A 15,029-nucleotide genomic window follows, 5' to 3' on the forward strand; every position below is an offset into this window, starting at 1 on the left:
TGCGTCCTCGGCGTGCGCCTGCCCGGTCACAGCGGGCTCGGGGTGTTGAGGTAGGTGGACAGCTGGCTCTTGATCGCCCGGAGCGCCTGCGCCGGCGTCGAGCTGCCCTGCTGCACCAGGGCGAGCTGGGCGCCGACCGTGCCCTCGAAGGTCGACCCGGAACCGCCGTACCAGGCGGCGTCGTCGAACACGGCGGTCTCGGCTGCGGCCGCGTAGTTCGACTGCGGCTTGAGCTCCTTGTAGGCGGTGCTGTCGAACGTCGGCATGTAGGCCGGCACGTGCCCGCCCTCGGCCCACGTCAGGCTCTGCTCGAGCATCTGCTTGATGAAGAGCATGTGCTGCTTGCGCTGCTCCGGGGTGCGCGCCTTCTTCGGCAGGACGAAGGTGTGCGAGTCGGCCTGCGTCGCGGGCTTGTCGTACAGCTGGGGGATCGGGACCATGCCGAACTCCAGCCCCTTGATCGACTGCGCCGTGCTGATCTCCCACTCGCCCTGCATGAAGAAGCCGGCCTTGCCGTCGAACATGAGCGACTGCGCGGTGGCGTAGTCGAGGGCCTTGTTCAGCCAGCCCTCCTTCACCCACTTCTGGGTCCGGCTCGTGACCTCGGTGTAGGCGTCCTCGTTGAGGGTGAGCTCGGCGCCGCCCTTGCTGAGGAACGGGGTGGCACCGTCGAGCTGGTTGTACATCGTCCAGAAGAAGCGCCACGGGGTCGCGGTCTCGGGCACGACGTTCGCGACGTTGAGCGCGGTGCCGCCGGTGACCTTGGCGACCGCGGCGAGGGCCTTCTCGAAGTTGTCCATGCCGGACAGGTCCTTGAGCTTGCCGTCGCCGTCGATCAGGCCCGCCTTCTTGCAGACGTCGACGTTGTAGAACAGCACGAACGGGTGGGTGTCCAGCGGGATCGCGATGTTCTTGCCGTCGGTCTTCTGCGCTGCCCAGGCCTTCTGGTTGAAGTCGGCTGCGCTCAGCCCGACGCTCGCCAGGTCGTCCGAGGTGATCGGGTCGAGCAGGTCGCCGTCCCAGAGCGGCTTCGCCCGGGTCAGGTGCGCGACCGCGACGTCCGGCGGCTTGTTCCCGACGGTGGCCAGTGTCAGCTTCGAGTAGTACGGGTTGCCCCACGCGAACGTGGTGCCCTGCAGGGCGCTCGAACCGCCGTGCTGCGCGGCGTAGCCGTCCTCCATCGCCTGCATGCGGACGCCGTCGCCGCCGCCGAACAGGTTCCAGAAGACGAGCGTCTCGGGGTTGAGCGCGCTGCCGGCGAGACCGGCAGCCAGGGGGCTGGAGCAGGCGGCGAGCGGCAGGACCGTCGCGGCCGCGGCACCGGCGGCGAGGAAGCCGCGGCGCGAGAGACGCGACGCGGGGGTTGCGGGTGGGGTCGGCATGGCATCACTCCATCGGGATGGGCCGGACTCGGGAACAGGGTCGGTGTTCCCGCCGGGGCAGCTCTGCCCCGGGCGGAGCAGGGATCGCTCCGTCACGGGGCGGCTTGCGGGTGCCCCGTGAGCGCTCACATTAGCGCTCGGTCCGATGATCCACCACCCCTTCCGCGTCGCCGTCGAACCGGGTAGCGTTTCCCGTAGGTGAGCGCTCACTTTCGTGACGGCCCGCTCCACTACCCGGAGCGCCCGTGACGGCCCGACCAGCTCGCCCCCACGAACCGCACTGCAACGATCGAAGGAGATCCATGCCCCGCACACACCTCGTCCTCGACGCCGCGTTCACCGTGGGGCCGGTGCGACGTCGCCTCTTCGGTGGGTTCGTCGAGCACCTCGGTCGCCACGTCTACGACGGCATCCACGAGCCCGCGCACGAGACCGCCGACGAGCACGGCTTCCGCGAGGACGTCGTCGAGCTCGTGAAGGAACTCGGCGTCTCCGCCATCCGCTACCCGGGCGGCAACTTCGTCTCCGGCTACAAGTGGGAGGACGGCGTCGGCCCCGTCGAGCAGCGCCCCCGTCGCCTCGACCTGGCCTGGCACTCGACCGAGACGAACGAGGTCGGCCTGCACGAGTTCCAGCACTGGCTCGACAAGGTCGGCTCCGAGCTGATGCTCGCCGTGAACCTCGGCACCCGCGGCACGCAGGAGGCGCTCGACCTGCTCGAGTACGCCAACATCGACGCCGGCACCGCTCTGAGCGAGTACCGCCGGTCGAACGGCCGCCAGGAGCCCTTCGCCATCCAGATGTGGTGCCTCGGCAACGAGATGGACGGCCCGTGGCAGCTCGGCCACAAGAACGCCGAGGACTACGGCAAGCTCGCCGCCATGACCGCGAAGGCCATGCGGCAGATCCAGCCCGACCTCGAGCTCGTCGCCTGCGGTTCGTCCGGGGCGTCGATGCCGACGTTCGGCGAGTGGGAGCGCACCGTCCTCGAGCACACCTACGACGACGTCGACTACATCTCCGCGCACGCCTACTACGAGGAGGACGACGACCTGCCGTCGTTCCTGGCCTCAGGCGTGAACATGGACCACTTCATCAAGACGGTCACCACGGCCGCCGACCACGTCCAGGCGCAGAAGAAGTCCGACAAGCGCATCGACATCTCGTTCGACGAGTGGAACGTCTGGTCGATCAAGAAGTGGGAGGCGAAGGCCAAGACCTTCACGCTCGACGAGTGGCCCGTCGCCCCGCGTCTGCTCGAGGACGTCTACACGGTGGCGGACGCCGTCGTCGTGGGTGGCCTGCTCATCTCGCTGCTCCGCCACGCCGACCGTGTCGCCTCGGCCTCGCTCGCCCAGCTCGTCAACGTGATCGGCCCGATCATGACCGAGCCCGGCGGTCCGGCCTGGCGCCAGACCACGTTCTTCCCGTTCTCGGTCACCTCGCGCCTGGCGCAGGGCACGTCGCTGCAGGTCAAGGCCTCCGGTGACACGGTCGACGGCGGCAAGCACGGCGAGGTCCCGGTGGTCGACTCGGCCGCGACGGTGTCCGAGGACGGCAAGGCCGCGGTGTTCCTGGTGAACCGCCACCCGTCCGAGCCGACGACGGTGACGATCGACGTGGCCGGCATCGGTGCGACCGGTGACGTCCACGCCGAGGGTGTGTGGGACGACGACCTGCACGCCGTGAACGACCTGCAGAACACCTCGCGCGTGGGCCTGCGGACGAACGAGTCGGTCCGCCGCGAGGGTGACACGATCACCATCGAGCTCCCGCCGGTCTCCTGGACCGCCGTCTCGATCGGCTGAGAAGACGCCTCGGCGCACGCCACGGCGGGCGTCGAGTGAGCACAGAGGACGTCGGGCGCGCGCGCCCGACGTCCTCTGCTTGTTGCGGGCGCGGGGCGGGCGTGAGTTCACGGGCTGGGCGACAGTTCACGGGGCGCGGCGCGCGTGAGGTGTCGCTGAGCGCGAAACGCGCGCCGCGCGGCGGCCGGGAGGCCCGTGGCGGGCTTGCACCGGGCCTCCCGTCCGGCGCGTGGTGACTCCACGGGCTGGGCGACAGTTCACGGGACCGCGCGCGCGTGAGGTGTCGCCGGGCACGAAACGCGCGCCCCGTGGCGGCCTGGCACCGGGCCTCCCGGCCGGCGCGTGGCGACTCCACGGCCTGGGCGACAGTTCACGGGACCACGCGCGCGTGAGCTGTCGCTGAGCGCGAAAAGCCGCGGCGCGCCGCGTCAGCGCGCGGCGGGCGGCGGCGCCGTGCTCGCGCGCTCGACCAGGCGCACCGGCACGAGGTCGGTCGTGGTGCGGACCGGGGAGCCCTCGATCTGGTCGAGCAGGTTGGCGACCGCGCGCCGACCGACCTCGTCGAACGACTGGTGCACGGTCGTGAGCGGCGGCCAGAACGAGTCGGACTCGGGGGAGTCGTCGAAGCCCACGACGCTCAGCGACGACGGCACCGGGCGTCCGGACTCGTGTGCGGCGCGGAGGACCCCGAGCGCCGTCTGGTCGTTCGCGGCGAACACGGCGGTGACCTCCGGCCGGGCGGCGATCTCCAGCCCGGCGTCGTAGCCGTGCTCCGTCGTCCACCCGCCGTGGAACACCGGCGGCACGACCCGTCCTGCCCGCTCGAGGGTGTCCTGCCACGCGGCGAGCCGCCGGGCGGCGGAGTACGACGACTCGGGCCCGGCGACGTGCCAGACGGTCTCGTGGCCGAGGTCGAGCAGGTGCTGCGTGGCCTGGCGGGCGCCGTCGGCCTGGTCGGTGTCGATCGCCGGGTGCTCGGTGGTGCCGGTCGAGTCGACGACGACCATCGGGACGCCGTCGGGGAGCGCGACCTCGGCGGTGTCGATGATGTGCGACTCGATGATGATGACGACCCCGTCGACGGCCTGCTCGTCGAGGCGGGAGATCGCCGACCGGACGCCCTCCTCGGTGCGGGAGGCCATCGGCAGCAGGGTGATCGTGAAGTCGGCGGCCCCGGCGGCGTCGGCGATCGCCTCGAGCGTGCGCATGTTGCCGAACGACGCGAGCGTGAACATGACCACGCCGATGGTCCGGAAGCGTCCGGACCGCAGCGCCCGCGCAGCACGGTTCGGCCGGTAGCCCAGGTCGTCCATGGCGCGCTGCACCCGGTCGCGGGTGTCCGGGCTGACGTTGTGGAAGCCGCGGGCCACGCGGGACACGGTCTGCATCGAGACGCCGGCGGCATCGGCCACGGCGGCCATCGACGGCGCACGTCGCGGTGCGGTCAGATCGGTCGACAACGCTGTTCCCTCCGTTCGACTTCACCGAACGCTAGTGCATGTTGACGTTGCCATGCTACGGTGACGTCGTTCGATGTTGACGTCAACATCGACGTCTCCGGATCCGTGCCAGCGCAGGCAGGGCACGACCCGCGGGTGCTGTCAGGCGCCCGGTCCGGAACCCGAACGCAGCAGACAAGGGAGTCACATGAGCACGCTCGCAGCGCGTCCGGCCGAGGCGGCCCCCGCCTCGCGGCCGACCGCTCGCCGTCGGAAGCCCCGAGGGCGGTACACCGGCTGGCTCTTCGTCGGTCCCTTCGTCGTCGTGCTGATCGCGATGCTCATCGTGCCGATCGGCTACGCGCTCTGGCTCAGCCTGTTCCGCGACCAGCTCATCGGCGGCAACCAGTTCGTCTGGTTCGCCAACTACGTGCAGCTGTTCCAGGACGCCAAGTTCTGGGAGGGCCTGCTCCGCGTCACGCTGTTCCTCGTCGTGCAGGTGCCGATCATGCTCGGCCTGGCCCTCGTCGCCGCGCTGGCCCTGGACAGCGCCCGGCTCTGGGGCACGTCGTTCTTCCGCATCGCGGTCTTCCTGCCGTACGCCGTCCCCGGTGTCGTCGCCGCCCTCATCTGGGGCTTCATCTACGGCAACCAGTTCGGCCTGACCGGCGCCGCGAACGACGCGCTCGGCATCGACCTGCTGCAGCCGTTCAGCCCGACCTGGGTCCTCACGTCGATCGGCAACGTGGTCACGTGGGAGTTCCTCGGCTACAACATGCTGATCTTCTACGCGGCACTCCGCACCGTCCCCGGCGAGCTGTACGAGGCCGCCGAGCTCGACGGCGCCGGTCCGATGCGCACCGTGTTCTCGATCAAGCTCCCCGCCCTGCGCGGCCCGATGGTCATCGCGACGATCTTCTCGATCATCGGTAGCTTCCAGCTCTTCAACGAGCCGAACCTGCTCAAGACGCTCGCCCCGAACGTCATCGGCAGCGCCTTCACCCCGAACATGTACGCCTACTCGCTGTCCTTCAGCGGTCAGCAGTTCAACTACTCCGCCACCGTCGCCATCGTCATGGGTGTCATCACCGCCGTGATCGCGTACGTCGTCCAGGTCCGCGGAACCCGCCAGGAGAACCGATGAGCACCCTGCAGCACCCCGCCGCTGGCCCCACCGGGCCGGCCACCGTCACCGAGGCGACCACGACCCAGCGCGACCCGCGCGACCGCGCGAGCCGAGCCTCCCGGTCGGCCCGGACCCGCAAGCCGGTCGACGGACGCAAGGTCAAGCGCTCCGGCCTGCTGACCGCGGTCATGGTCGTCTTCGTCGTGTACTCGTTCGCGCCGCTGTTCTACCTGCTCGTGAACAGCACGAAGACGCAGGCGTCCCTGCTGTCCACCTTCGGCCTGTGGTTCGGCGGGGAGTTCACGCTCTGGCAGAACATCGTCGACACGCTGACCTACAACGACGGCATCTTCGTGCAGTGGCTCGGCAACACGCTGCTCTACGTGGTCGTCGGAGCCGGCGGCGCGACCCTGCTCGCCACGATCGCGGGCTACGGCATGGCGAAGTTCCAGTTCCCCGGCCGCCGCGCGGTGTTCGCCGTCGTGCTCGGTGCGATCGCCGTGCCCGGAACGGCCCTGGCGGTCCCGACGTTCCTGCTGTTCTCGCAGGCCGGGCTCACCAACACCCCCTGGGCGATCATCCTGCCGTCGCTCATCAGCCCGTTCGGCATGTACCTCATCTGGACCTACGCGGTCGACGCGATCCCCGCCGAGCTGCTCGAGGCCGCCCGCATGGACGGCGCCGGCGAGTTCCGCATCTTCTTCACCATCGCGCTCCGCCTGCTCGCGCCGGGTGTCGTCACGGTCCTGCTGTTCGCGGTCGTCGCCACCTGGAACAACTACTTCCTGCCGCTCATCATGCTGAGCGACCCGAAGTGGTACCCGCTCACCGTCGGCCTGAACCAGTGGAACGCGCAGGCCACCGGGTCCGGCGCGGAGCCGATCTACAACCTCGTCGTCACCGGTTCGCTCCTCACGATCATCCCGATCGTGGTCGCGTTCCTCTTCCTCCAGCGCTTCTGGCAGTCCGGCCTCGCGGCCGGGTCGGTCAAGGCGTGACCTGCGGACGGGAGGCACGGGGCGACCCCGCCACGCGCCTCCCGTCCGACACACGGCAGCACCACCACCCCCTCCACGAAGAAGTGAAAGGCACTCCCATGCACAAGCGTCTCCGGCGCGGGCTCAGCGCCCTCGCGATCGGCGTCACCGCCACGATCGCCCTCGCCGCCTGCGCCTCCGGTGGCTCGTCCGCCGGCGGATCGGCCGACGACATCGACAAGGCCCTCAAGGAGGGCGGCACCCTGACCTACTGGTCGTGGACCCCGTCCGCCAAGGCGCAGGTCGCGGCCTTCGAGGACCAGTACCCCAAGGTGAAGGTCAAGATCGTCAACGCCGGCACCGGCGCCGACCAGTACACCAAGCTGCAGAACACCATCAAGGCCGGCTCGGGTGCCCCCGACGTCGCCCAGGTCGAGTACTACGCCCTGCCGCAGTTCGCCCTGTCCGAGTCGCTGCTCGACCTGTCGGGCTACGGCTTCGACTCGCTCGAGAAGGACTTCGCGACGAGCACCTGGAACTCGGTCACCATCGACGACAAGGTCTACGGCCTGCCGCAGGACTCCGGCCCCATGGCGCTGTTCTACAACAAGAAGGTCTTCGACGAGCACGGCATCGAGGTGCCGAGGACGTGGGACGAGTACGTCACCGCCGCGAAGAAGCTGCACGAGGCCGACCCGGACGCCTACATCGCCGCGGACTCCGGCGACGCCGGCTTCACCACGAGCATGATCGCCCAGGCCGGTGGCACCCCGTTCACCACCGAGGGTGACAAGGTCACGATCGACCTGCAGGACGAGGGCTCGAAGAAGTGGACGAGCACCTGGGACGAGCTCGTCGAGCAGGGCCTGCTGTCGAAGACGGTCGGCTGGAGCGACGACTGGTACAAGCAGCTTGGCAACGGCCAGATCGCCACGCTGATCACCGGCGCCTGGATGCCCGGCAACCTCGAGGCGAGCGTCGCCGACGCGTCCGGTGACTGGCGCGTCGCCCCGATGCCGACCTACGACGGCGGCGCCGCGCAGACCGCGAACAACGGCGGCAGCGCCCAGGTGGTCATGGAGCAGTCGAAGAACAAGGCACTCGCCGCGGGCTTCCTCAAGTGGCTCAACTCGTCGAAGGAGTCGACGAAGGTCTTCATGGAGTCCGGCGGCTTCCCCTCCACCACCGCCGACCTCGAGTCGAGCGCGTTCCTGCAGGAGAAGCCGGAGTACTTCGGCGGCCAGCAGATCAACGAGGTGCTCGTCGACGCGTCGAAGTCCTCCGACAACGACTTCACCTACCTGCCGTACCAGGTGTACGCGAACAGCGTCTACGCCGACACCGTCGGTCAGGCGTACGAGAACGGCACCTCGCTCGACGCCGGTCTCGAAGCCTGGCAGAAGGCCCTCGTGAAGTACGGCGAGGACCAGGGCTTCACGGTCACGTCGAAGTAGTTCCCGGTACCCCCGCGGGGCCGTGCGGACACCTCCGCACGGCCCCGCTCCACGCCCGGCTCCGGCCGGCAACGAGAAGGTCACACCATGCGCTTCGCCATCGGCGACACCGACTTCCTGCTCGACGGCGAGCCGCACCGGATCCTGTCCGGCGCGATCCACTACTTCCGCGTGCACCCCGACCTGTGGGCCGACCGGATCCGCAAGGCCAAGCTCATGGGCCTCAACACCATCGAGACCTACGTCGCCTGGAACGCGCACGCGCCGTCGCCCGACGTCTTCGACCTGACCGGCGGTCTGGACCTCGGCCGGTTCCTCGACCTCGTCGCCGCCGAGGGCATGCACGCCATCGTCCGACCCGGCCCCTACATCTGTGCCGAGTGGACCAACGGCGGCCTGCCGTACTGGCTCTTCGCCGACGGCACCGTGGGTGTCCGGCGCAACGAGCCGGGGTTCCTCGCCGCGGTTTCCTCGTACTTGCAGGCGTTGGCGCCGGTTCTGGTCCCGCGGCAGATCGACCACGGCGGACCCATCGTGCTCGTGCAGGTCGAGAACGAGTACGGCGCCTACGGCTCCGATCCGGAGTACCTGCGGGAGCTCGAGGCGATGCACCGGTCGATCGGGCTCACCGTCCCGTTCACGAGCGTCGACCAGCCGATGGGCACCATGCTCGAGGACGGCTCCCTGCCCTCGCTGCACAAGACCGGCTCGTTCGGGTCGCGCTCCACCGAACGCCTCGCCCGCCTGCGCCAGGCCCAGCCGACCGGTCCGCTCATGTGCTCGGAGTTCTGGGACGGCTGGTTCGACAGCTGGGGCGAGCACCACCACACCACGCCGGCGTCCGCCAGCGCCGACGACCTCGACGTCCTGCTCGCCGCCGGCGGGTCGGTGAACATCTACATGTTCCACGGCGGCACGAACTTCGGCTTCACGAACGGCGCGAACGACAAGGGCGTCTACCGCCCGATCGCGACGTCGTACGACTACGACGCCCCGCTCGACGAGGCCGGCCGCCCGACGGAGAAGTTCCACGCGTTCCGCTCGGTCATCGCGCGCTACGCGCCCGTCCCGCCGCTGCCCGCGTCGATGGAGCCGGGCGGGAACGGTCGGCTCGCGTCCGGTGCGACGGACGGGGTCGGCCTGGAGGCCCGGACCACCCCCGCCACGGACCTCGCCGTCCGTCTGGAGCGCGTCGCGTCGCTCCGCTCCCTGCTGCCCACGCTGACGACGTGGACGGCGCACGACGAGCCGCCGACCTTCGACGCGCTCGGGGCCGCGAGCGGCTTCGTCGTCCACCGCACCGAGGTCGACCTGCCCACCGGTGGGGTGATGACCGTCGGTACCGAGGTGCGCGACCGCGCGATCGTCTCCGTCGACGGCGTGGTCGTCGGGGTCCTGGAGCGCGAGCACCACGACCGCGCCATCGCCCTGCCGCCCGTGATCGGCACGCTCGAGCTGCTCGTCGAGGACCAGGGTCGCGTCGACTACGGCGTCCGCATCGGCGAACCGAAGGGCCTGATCGGGGGCGTGTCGATCGACGGCGCTCCGGTGGCCCGCTGGACGGCGTCCCCGCTCGCCCTCGACCCGATCGCCCCGGCGGCCGTGCGCGCACTGGCCGAGGTCGATCCGACCGGCGGTGACGTGCTCGCGGGTCCGACCTTCGCCGCGGGGGCGTTCGACCTCGACTCGGCGGACGACCGGTACCTGTCCCTCGACGGCTTCCGCAAGGGAGTCGCCTGGGTCAACGGGTTCTGCCTCGGCCGGTACTGGTCACGCGGGCCGCAGCGGACCCTGGCGATCCCGGGGCCGGTGCTGCGTGCCGGGCGGAACGAGCTCGTCGTGCTGGAGCTGCACGCGTCGGCGTCCCGGACGGCGCACCTGCTCGTCGAGCCCGACCTGGGCCACACCGAGGCGTAGCGGGGGCGGCGCGCTCGGCCGCTGCGGGTCGGCGTCGACTGAGCAGAAGACGTCGAGTGCGCCCCACCCACCCGACGTCTTCTGCTCACTCGGTGTGCTGCGGCGCCGGCGCCGGCGTCGGCCCGGCCCGGCGTCAGGCGTCGAGGGCGTCGAGGTCGGCCAGGGCGCGCTCGGCGTCGGCGATCCGGTCGGCCTCGGGGCGGGTCCACCACTCCGGGCCCCGTTCGCCGAGGCCGTGCTTGGCGAGACCGTTGCGGTGTCGCGCGGCCTCGAGGGCAGCGTCGTCGCCCGACCGCTTCGCCTGCTTGACGGCGTTGCGACCGCGGCCCAGGTGGGAGCGGAGTGCGGCGGCGACGTCCTCGGGCAGCGCCGGGTCGGTGCGGCGCCAGCGTCGTCCGTCCACGACGAAGAAGTGGTCGTCGGGTTCGGCGGTCATGCCCCGAGTCTGCACCGTCGGTGGTACCCGGTAGACAGGTGTCGATGAGCAACGCACGTGTCCGCCCGATGCTCGACGTCCACCGCATCTACGCCGAGCCCGCCGCCCTCGAGCTGCAGCGCGGGCAGGAGATCGTCGGGCGCTGGCCCGACGCCGAGATCGTGCCGGTCGACTCGCACTGGAACATCCCCGAGGTGCACGGCGACGAACGCAACGTGCAGCGCTGGGTCCGGATCAAGACCGAGGCGCTCGTGCTCGGGGTGAAGAAGTCGCTCGTCACCCGACCGAACGGCCGCTCCGCCGACTTCATCGCCCCGTCGACGGCGAACGGATGCGCGATGGCCTGCGCCTACTGCTACGTGCCCCGGCGCAAGGGCTACAGCAACCCGGTCACGGTGTTCGCCAACATCGACCAGATCACGAAGCACGTGGCTCGGAACATCGCGAAGCAGGGGCCGAAGACCGAACCGAACCAGTGCGACCCGGAGTCCTGGGTGTACGACATCGGCGAGAACAGCGACTGCTCGGTCGACGCGATGATCAGCGACAACGTGAGCGACCTGTGCGACCTGTTCCGGATGACCCCGACGGCCAAGGCCTCGTTCGCGACGAAGTACGTCAACCGCGACCTGCTCGACTGGGACCCGATGGGGCGCACGCGCATCCGGTTCTCGCTCATGCCGCACGAGACCGCGAAGGTCACCGACATCCGCACCAGCCCGATCGCCGAGCGGATCGCCGCGGTGAACGACTTCGTCGACGCCGGGTACGAGGTCCACCTGAACTTCTCGCCGGTCATCCTCACGCCCACGTGGGAGTCCGACTGGGCCGAGCTGCTGCGCCAGGTCGACGACGTGCTGTCCCCGGCCGCCAAGGCGCAGCTCGCGGCCGAGGTGATCTTCCTCACCCACAACCAGCCGCTGCACGAGGTCAACCTCGGGTGGCACCCCAAGGCCGAGGACCTGCTGTGGCGTCCGGACCTGCAGGAGCAGAAGGTGTCGCAGAACGGTGCCGTCAACGTGCGCTACCGGTCCGGGATGAAGGGGCAGCTCGTCGAGCGCTTCCGCGAGCTCGTGGCCGAACACCTGCCGAGCTGCCGCATCCGCTACGCGTTCTGACGCGGCGCCCCGCGACGTGGAACGGCCCCGGCGCGTGTCCGCGTCGGGGCCGTTCCGCAGGTCGACCTACTTGCCGTCGAGGGCGTCCTTCGCCTTCTCCTTGTCGAGGCGTCCCTCGCCCATGACCTGGTCCTTCTGGCCCTGGTGCGTGAGCTCGGCGTCGTCCGTGTGCTTGCCGACGGTCTCCTCGGCCTTGCCGGCGACCTTCTGCGTGACGTCCTTGGCCTTGTCTCCGAGCGACATGGTGTCTTCCTTCCTCCGGGAACCGCCGAGGGCTCCCGGCGTGTGTGCCCACGAGACAACCACGCGGGTCGTCGACGCTCGCGGCCGGGTCCGAGGAACCACGTACCCCGGTCGCCCGCTAGGGGACCAGGCGGTCCGCGCGGTACCGGGCGAACAGGTCGGCGAAGGCCCGCTCGGTGCGTCGGAAGGCCGTGAACCCGGCCTCGCGGCTCTTGCCCATGTCGGTGACGACCTCCATCGCGCGGCCCAGGTCGGCGTCGGTGTGCCACCACGAGGCGAGCCGCGTGATGTCCGGCTCGACCAGCCCGTGCCGTTCGGCGATGCCGGCCCACGCGGACTCGTACGGGGCCATCTGCTGCTCGAGCGGACGGGGCGCGTCCTGGTACCCGACCACCCGCGCCGGATCGACGCCGAGGTGTGCCGCCAGGCGCGGCCACATCCAGCGCCAGCGGAAGACGTCGCCGTTGACGATGTTGAACGGCTCGTCCGCTCCCTCGGGTGACGTCGCGGCCCACACCATGTGCTCGGCGAGGATCCCGGCGTCGGTCATGTCGGTCAGGCCGTTCCACTGCGCCTCGCTGCCCGGGAACACGAAGTCCAGGTCGAGCTCCTTCGCCAGCGTGGCCTGCACGGCGATCGTCAGGCCCATGTTCATGGCGTTGCCGACCGCGTGGCCGATCACGGTGTGCGAGCGGTGCACGGACCAGGTGAACCCCTGGCGCTCGGCGGCGGCGACGAGCTCGTCCTCCTGCGCGTAGTAGAAGTTCGGGGTGTCGAGCCGCGGCTCCTCCTCGTGGAAGGGCGTGTCGGACATCTCGCCGGCGGCGTACGCCTCGAACGGGCCGAGGTAGTGCTTGAGCCCGGTGACGAGGGCGACGTGTTCCAGCGGCGCCGGGGCGAGTGCGGCGAGCAGGTCGCGCACCATGCCGCCGTTGACGCGGATGTTCTCGGCCTCGGTCTCCTGGCGCTGCCACGCCGTGAAGAAGACGTGCGTAGGGCGTTCGTCGGCGAGTGCCGTCGCCAGGCCCTCCGGGTCGCGGAGGTCTGCCGCGACGGTGCGGACCCCCTGCTGTGCGAGCGGTCGACGGGACAGTGCGGTCACGTCCCAGCCGAGGTCGAGCAGGTGGGTCACCAGCGCGGAGCCGGTGATGCCGCTGGCTCCCACGACCAGGGCTTCGCGGCGGGCAGGGGTCGATGGGGTCGATCCGGTGGAGGTCATCCGTGGCTGCAACCGACGATGCGCGACAGGTGTTCCCTCACCGCGGTCGTCGGATGCGGATCGGCCCCTTCGCGGTCGACGGGTCGACCACGGATCCGCCCTGGGTGATCTCGACCTCGCCCCGGGCCACCATGCGCCGCGCGGCCCGCCGTGCCGGTTCCATCAGGGGACGCCAGTCGTCGGGGGCGATCGAGCGGGCCACCTCGGACGGGCAGATGCTCGACGTCCGCGCCCGGGCGGCGAGCAACTCGTCGATGCGCTGCTCGAGTGCCCGGTCGGTGTCGTCCAGGCCGTGCTTGCGGCAGGCGCCGGAGCACCACTTCGCCTCGGGTGCCGCCGACGACGGCATCCGCCGTCCGCACGAGGCGCAGGTGCGTTCCGCGTGCGCCGACTCCGACGCCGTCGCGTCCGCCTGCGTCCTGATCGCCCGTCCCATGTGTCCATCCTGGTCCTGCCGACCACGGCCGTCCCCAGGTCGGCGGCGCGCGGCCCAGGTCCGCCTGGCAGCATCGGGGTGGTGAACCCCGACACCGCCCCCGCCCGTCCGTCCGAGCCCGTCTGGGTCGAGCACGTCATGTGGTGGCACGTCTACCCGCTCGGCTTCGTCGGCGCCGAGGTCCGGCCGGCCACCGCGGTGGGGGAGCGCCCGGTCGAGCACCGCCTCGACCGTCTGACCGGCTGGCTCGACCACGTGGTCGACCTCGGCCTGAACGGCCTGCTGCTCGGTCCGGTGTTCGCCAGCTCGTCGCACGGCTACGACACGGTCGACCACTTCCGGATCGACCCGCGACTCGGCGACGACGCCGACTTCGACGCCCTGGTGGCCGCCGCGCACGAGCGTGGCGTGCGGGTGCTGCTCGACGGCGTGTTCAACCACGTCGGCCGCGAGCACCCCGCGTTCCGGGCGCTCGCGGAGCAGGGTCCCGACGCACCCACCGCCGACCTGTTCTCCATCGACTGGTCCGGGTGGCAGCCGGGGCAGCCCGTGCCCGTCGGGCTGTTCGAGGGGCACGACATCCTCGTCGCGCTCGACCACGACAGCCGGGCGACCGAGGACCTGGTGGTCGAGGTGATGACGCACTGGCTGGCCCGAGGGGTCGACGGCTGGCGGCTCGACGCGGCGTACGCGGTGGCGCCGGCGTTCTGGGCGCGGGTGCTGCCACGCGTGCGCGAGCGGTTCCCGGACGCCTGGTTCAGCGGCGAGGTGATCCACGGCGAGGCGGCGGCGATCGCGCAGGGGTCGACGATGGACTCGCTGACCCAGTACGAGCTGTGGCAGGGCATCTGGCACGGCATCGCCGACCGGAACGGCCACGAACTCGCGCACGCGATCGAGCGGCACGACGCCCTGCTCGCCACCTTCGCCCCGACCACCTTCGTCGGGAACCACGACGTCACCCGCATCGCGAGCGCGGTGGGGGAGCGGTTCGCCGGGCACGCCGCCGCCGTGCTGTTCACCGTGGCGGGCACCCCCGTGGTCTACGCCGGCGACGAGTACGGCTGGACCGCGGTGAAGGAGGAACGCGAGGGCGGCGACGACGCGGTCCGTCCCGAGTTCCCGGCCGAGCCGCCGGCACCGACGGACCTGACCCACGTGTACGAGGCCCTCGTCGCCCTGCGCCGCCGGAACCCGTGGCTGCACCGGGCGCACACCGACGTCGTGCATCTGACCAACACCGCCGTGGTCCTGCGCACCGCGACGGCGGACGCGGCCGTGGTGACCGCCCTGAACCTGTCGGACGACCCCGTCGAGGTGCCCGCAGCCGACGCGACGCAGGTGGAGGCGGGCGGGGCCGATCTCGCGGACGGGACCCTGCGCCTCCCGGCCGGGGGTTGGGCCGTCCTGTCCCGCTGAAACGCGAAAGCGACAGAAGTGCACGGCTGTTCCGTGCACTTCTGTCGCTTCGGCG

The 15,029-nt window shown here is 70.7% G+C and carries 13 protein-coding genes; 7 read left to right on the top strand and 6 right to left on the bottom strand.

All coding sequences use genetic code 11. From position 1 onward, the window contains the following. Positions 1 to 26 precede the first annotated feature (26 nt). Positions 27 to 1,382, bottom strand: coding sequence for an extracellular solute-binding protein (locus LEL83_RS00310; RefSeq protein WP_225557280.1), 1,356 nt, complete (start codon positions 1,380 to 1,382; stop codon positions 27 to 29). A 302-nt stretch (positions 1,383 to 1,684) separates the two neighbouring features. Here LEL83_RS00310 and arfA point away from each other — a divergent pair, with 302 nt between their 5' ends. Next, a complete protein-coding gene (gene arfA, locus LEL83_RS00315) occupies positions 1,685 to 3,190 on the top strand; it encodes an arabinosylfuranosidase ArfA (RefSeq protein ID WP_225557281.1) in 1,506 nt (501 codons plus the stop codon). A gap of 428 nt (positions 3,191 to 3,618) precedes the next feature. On the opposite strand, the gene LEL83_RS00320 is transcribed toward arfA, so the two are convergent. Next, a complete protein-coding gene (locus tag LEL83_RS00320) occupies positions 3,619 to 4,611 on the bottom strand; it encodes a LacI family DNA-binding transcriptional regulator (protein WP_225557378.1) in 993 nt (330 codons plus the stop codon). A gap of 226 nt (positions 4,612 to 4,837) precedes the next feature. On the opposite strand from LEL83_RS00320, the gene LEL83_RS00325 reads away from it, so the two are divergent. The 4 genes from LEL83_RS00325 to LEL83_RS00340 all read left to right on the top strand — a co-directional run bounded on the left by LEL83_RS00325 (position 4,838) and on the right by LEL83_RS00340 (position 10,103). Next, positions 4,838 to 5,773: a carbohydrate ABC transporter permease gene (locus tag LEL83_RS00325; protein WP_225557282.1), complete on the top strand. Its 936-nt coding sequence runs from the start codon at positions 4,838 to 4,840 to the stop codon at positions 5,771 to 5,773. Then, positions 5,770 to 6,753, top strand: coding sequence for a carbohydrate ABC transporter permease (locus LEL83_RS00330; protein WP_225557283.1), 984 nt, complete (start codon positions 5,770 to 5,772; stop codon positions 6,751 to 6,753). Before LEL83_RS00325 ends, LEL83_RS00330 begins: the two co-directional genes overlap by 4 nt. Before the next feature lie 98 nt (positions 6,754 to 6,851). Then, positions 6,852 to 8,186 carry an ABC transporter substrate-binding protein gene (locus LEL83_RS00335; RefSeq protein ID WP_225557284.1) on the top strand — a complete coding sequence of 445 codons (1,335 nt, stop codon included), beginning with the start codon at positions 6,852 to 6,854 and terminating at the stop codon, positions 8,184 to 8,186. Between the two features lie 87 nt (positions 8,187 to 8,273). Further along, positions 8,274 to 10,103 (top strand): glycoside hydrolase family 35 protein, encoded by a 1,830-nt coding sequence (locus tag LEL83_RS00340; protein WP_225557285.1) that lies wholly within the window; start codon positions 8,274 to 8,276, stop codon positions 10,101 to 10,103. A gap of 133 nt (positions 10,104 to 10,236) precedes the next feature. Here the strand turns inward: LEL83_RS00340 and LEL83_RS00345 are convergent, their stop codons facing one another. Continuing rightward, positions 10,237 to 10,539: a biopolymer transporter Tol gene (locus tag LEL83_RS00345; RefSeq protein WP_225557286.1), complete on the bottom strand. Its 303-nt coding sequence runs from the start codon at positions 10,537 to 10,539 to the stop codon at positions 10,237 to 10,239. A gap of 44 nt (positions 10,540 to 10,583) precedes the next feature. Here LEL83_RS00345 and LEL83_RS00350 point away from each other — a divergent pair, with 44 nt between their 5' ends. Continuing rightward, on the top strand, positions 10,584 to 11,657 hold the full coding sequence (locus tag LEL83_RS00350; protein WP_225557287.1) for a spore photoproduct lyase family protein: 1,074 nt from the start codon (positions 10,584 to 10,586) through the stop codon (positions 11,655 to 11,657). Positions 11,658 to 11,723: 66 nt separating this feature from the next. On the opposite strand, the gene LEL83_RS00355 is transcribed toward LEL83_RS00350, so the two are convergent. The 3 genes from LEL83_RS00355 to LEL83_RS00365 all read right to left on the bottom strand — a co-directional run bounded on the left by LEL83_RS00355 (position 11,724) and on the right by LEL83_RS00365 (position 13,555). After that, positions 11,724 to 11,900: a CsbD family protein gene (locus LEL83_RS00355; protein WP_198656544.1), complete on the bottom strand. Its 177-nt coding sequence runs from the start codon at positions 11,898 to 11,900 to the stop codon at positions 11,724 to 11,726. A 118-nt stretch (positions 11,901 to 12,018) separates the two neighbouring features. After that, positions 12,019 to 13,119 (bottom strand): SDR family oxidoreductase, encoded by a 1,101-nt coding sequence (locus LEL83_RS00360; protein WP_225557288.1) that lies wholly within the window; start codon positions 13,117 to 13,119, stop codon positions 12,019 to 12,021. A gap of 37 nt (positions 13,120 to 13,156) precedes the next feature. Beyond that, on the bottom strand, positions 13,157 to 13,555 hold the full coding sequence (locus LEL83_RS00365) for a DUF3253 domain-containing protein (RefSeq protein ID WP_225557289.1): 399 nt from the start codon (positions 13,553 to 13,555) through the stop codon (positions 13,157 to 13,159). An 81-nt stretch (positions 13,556 to 13,636) separates the two neighbouring features. On the opposite strand from LEL83_RS00365, the gene LEL83_RS00370 reads away from it, so the two are divergent. Further along, positions 13,637 to 14,974: an alpha-amylase family glycosyl hydrolase gene (locus LEL83_RS00370; RefSeq protein ID WP_225557290.1), complete on the top strand. Its 1,338-nt coding sequence runs from the start codon at positions 13,637 to 13,639 to the stop codon at positions 14,972 to 14,974. Positions 14,975 to 15,029 lie beyond the last annotated feature (55 nt).

The sequence above is a fragment of the Curtobacterium oceanosedimentum genome (assembly GCF_020297365.1).
In the GTDB taxonomy this organism is placed as follows: domain Bacteria; phylum Actinomycetota; class Actinomycetes; order Actinomycetales; family Microbacteriaceae; genus Curtobacterium.

Bases quoted from the DNA above. Each gene is read 5' to 3' on its own strand.
- LEL83_RS00345 (WP_225557286.1), bottom strand. From the start codon at position 10,539: ATGACCGCCGAACCCGACGACCACTTCTTCGTCGTGGACGGACGACGC.
- LEL83_RS00310 (WP_225557280.1), bottom strand. From the start codon at position 1,382: ATGCCGACCCCACCCGCAACCCCCGCGTCGCGTCTCTCGCGCCGCGGC.
- LEL83_RS00325 (WP_225557282.1), top strand. From the start codon at position 4,838: ATGAGCACGCTCGCAGCGCGTCCGGCCGAGGCGGCCCCCGCCTCGCGG.
- LEL83_RS00330 (WP_225557283.1), top strand. From the start codon at position 5,770: ATGAGCACCCTGCAGCACCCCGCCGCTGGCCCCACCGGGCCGGCCACC.
- LEL83_RS00335 (WP_225557284.1), top strand. From the start codon at position 6,852: ATGCACAAGCGTCTCCGGCGCGGGCTCAGCGCCCTCGCGATCGGCGTC.
- LEL83_RS00365 (WP_225557289.1), bottom strand. From the start codon at position 13,555: ATGGGACGGGCGATCAGGACGCAGGCGGACGCGACGGCGTCGGAGTCG.
- LEL83_RS00360 (WP_225557288.1), bottom strand. From the start codon at position 13,119: ATGACCTCCACCGGATCGACCCCATCGACCCCTGCCCGCCGCGAAGCC.
- LEL83_RS00350 (WP_225557287.1), top strand. From the start codon at position 10,584: ATGAGCAACGCACGTGTCCGCCCGATGCTCGACGTCCACCGCATCTAC.
- LEL83_RS00355 (WP_198656544.1), bottom strand. From the start codon at position 11,900: ATGTCGCTCGGAGACAAGGCCAAGGACGTCACGCAGAAGGTCGCCGGC.
- arfA (WP_225557281.1), top strand. From the start codon at position 1,685: ATGCCCCGCACACACCTCGTCCTCGACGCCGCGTTCACCGTGGGGCCG.
- LEL83_RS00320 (WP_225557378.1), bottom strand. From the start codon at position 4,611: ATGGCCGCCGTGGCCGATGCCGCCGGCGTCTCGATGCAGACCGTGTCC.
- LEL83_RS00340 (WP_225557285.1), top strand. From the start codon at position 8,274: ATGCGCTTCGCCATCGGCGACACCGACTTCCTGCTCGACGGCGAGCCG.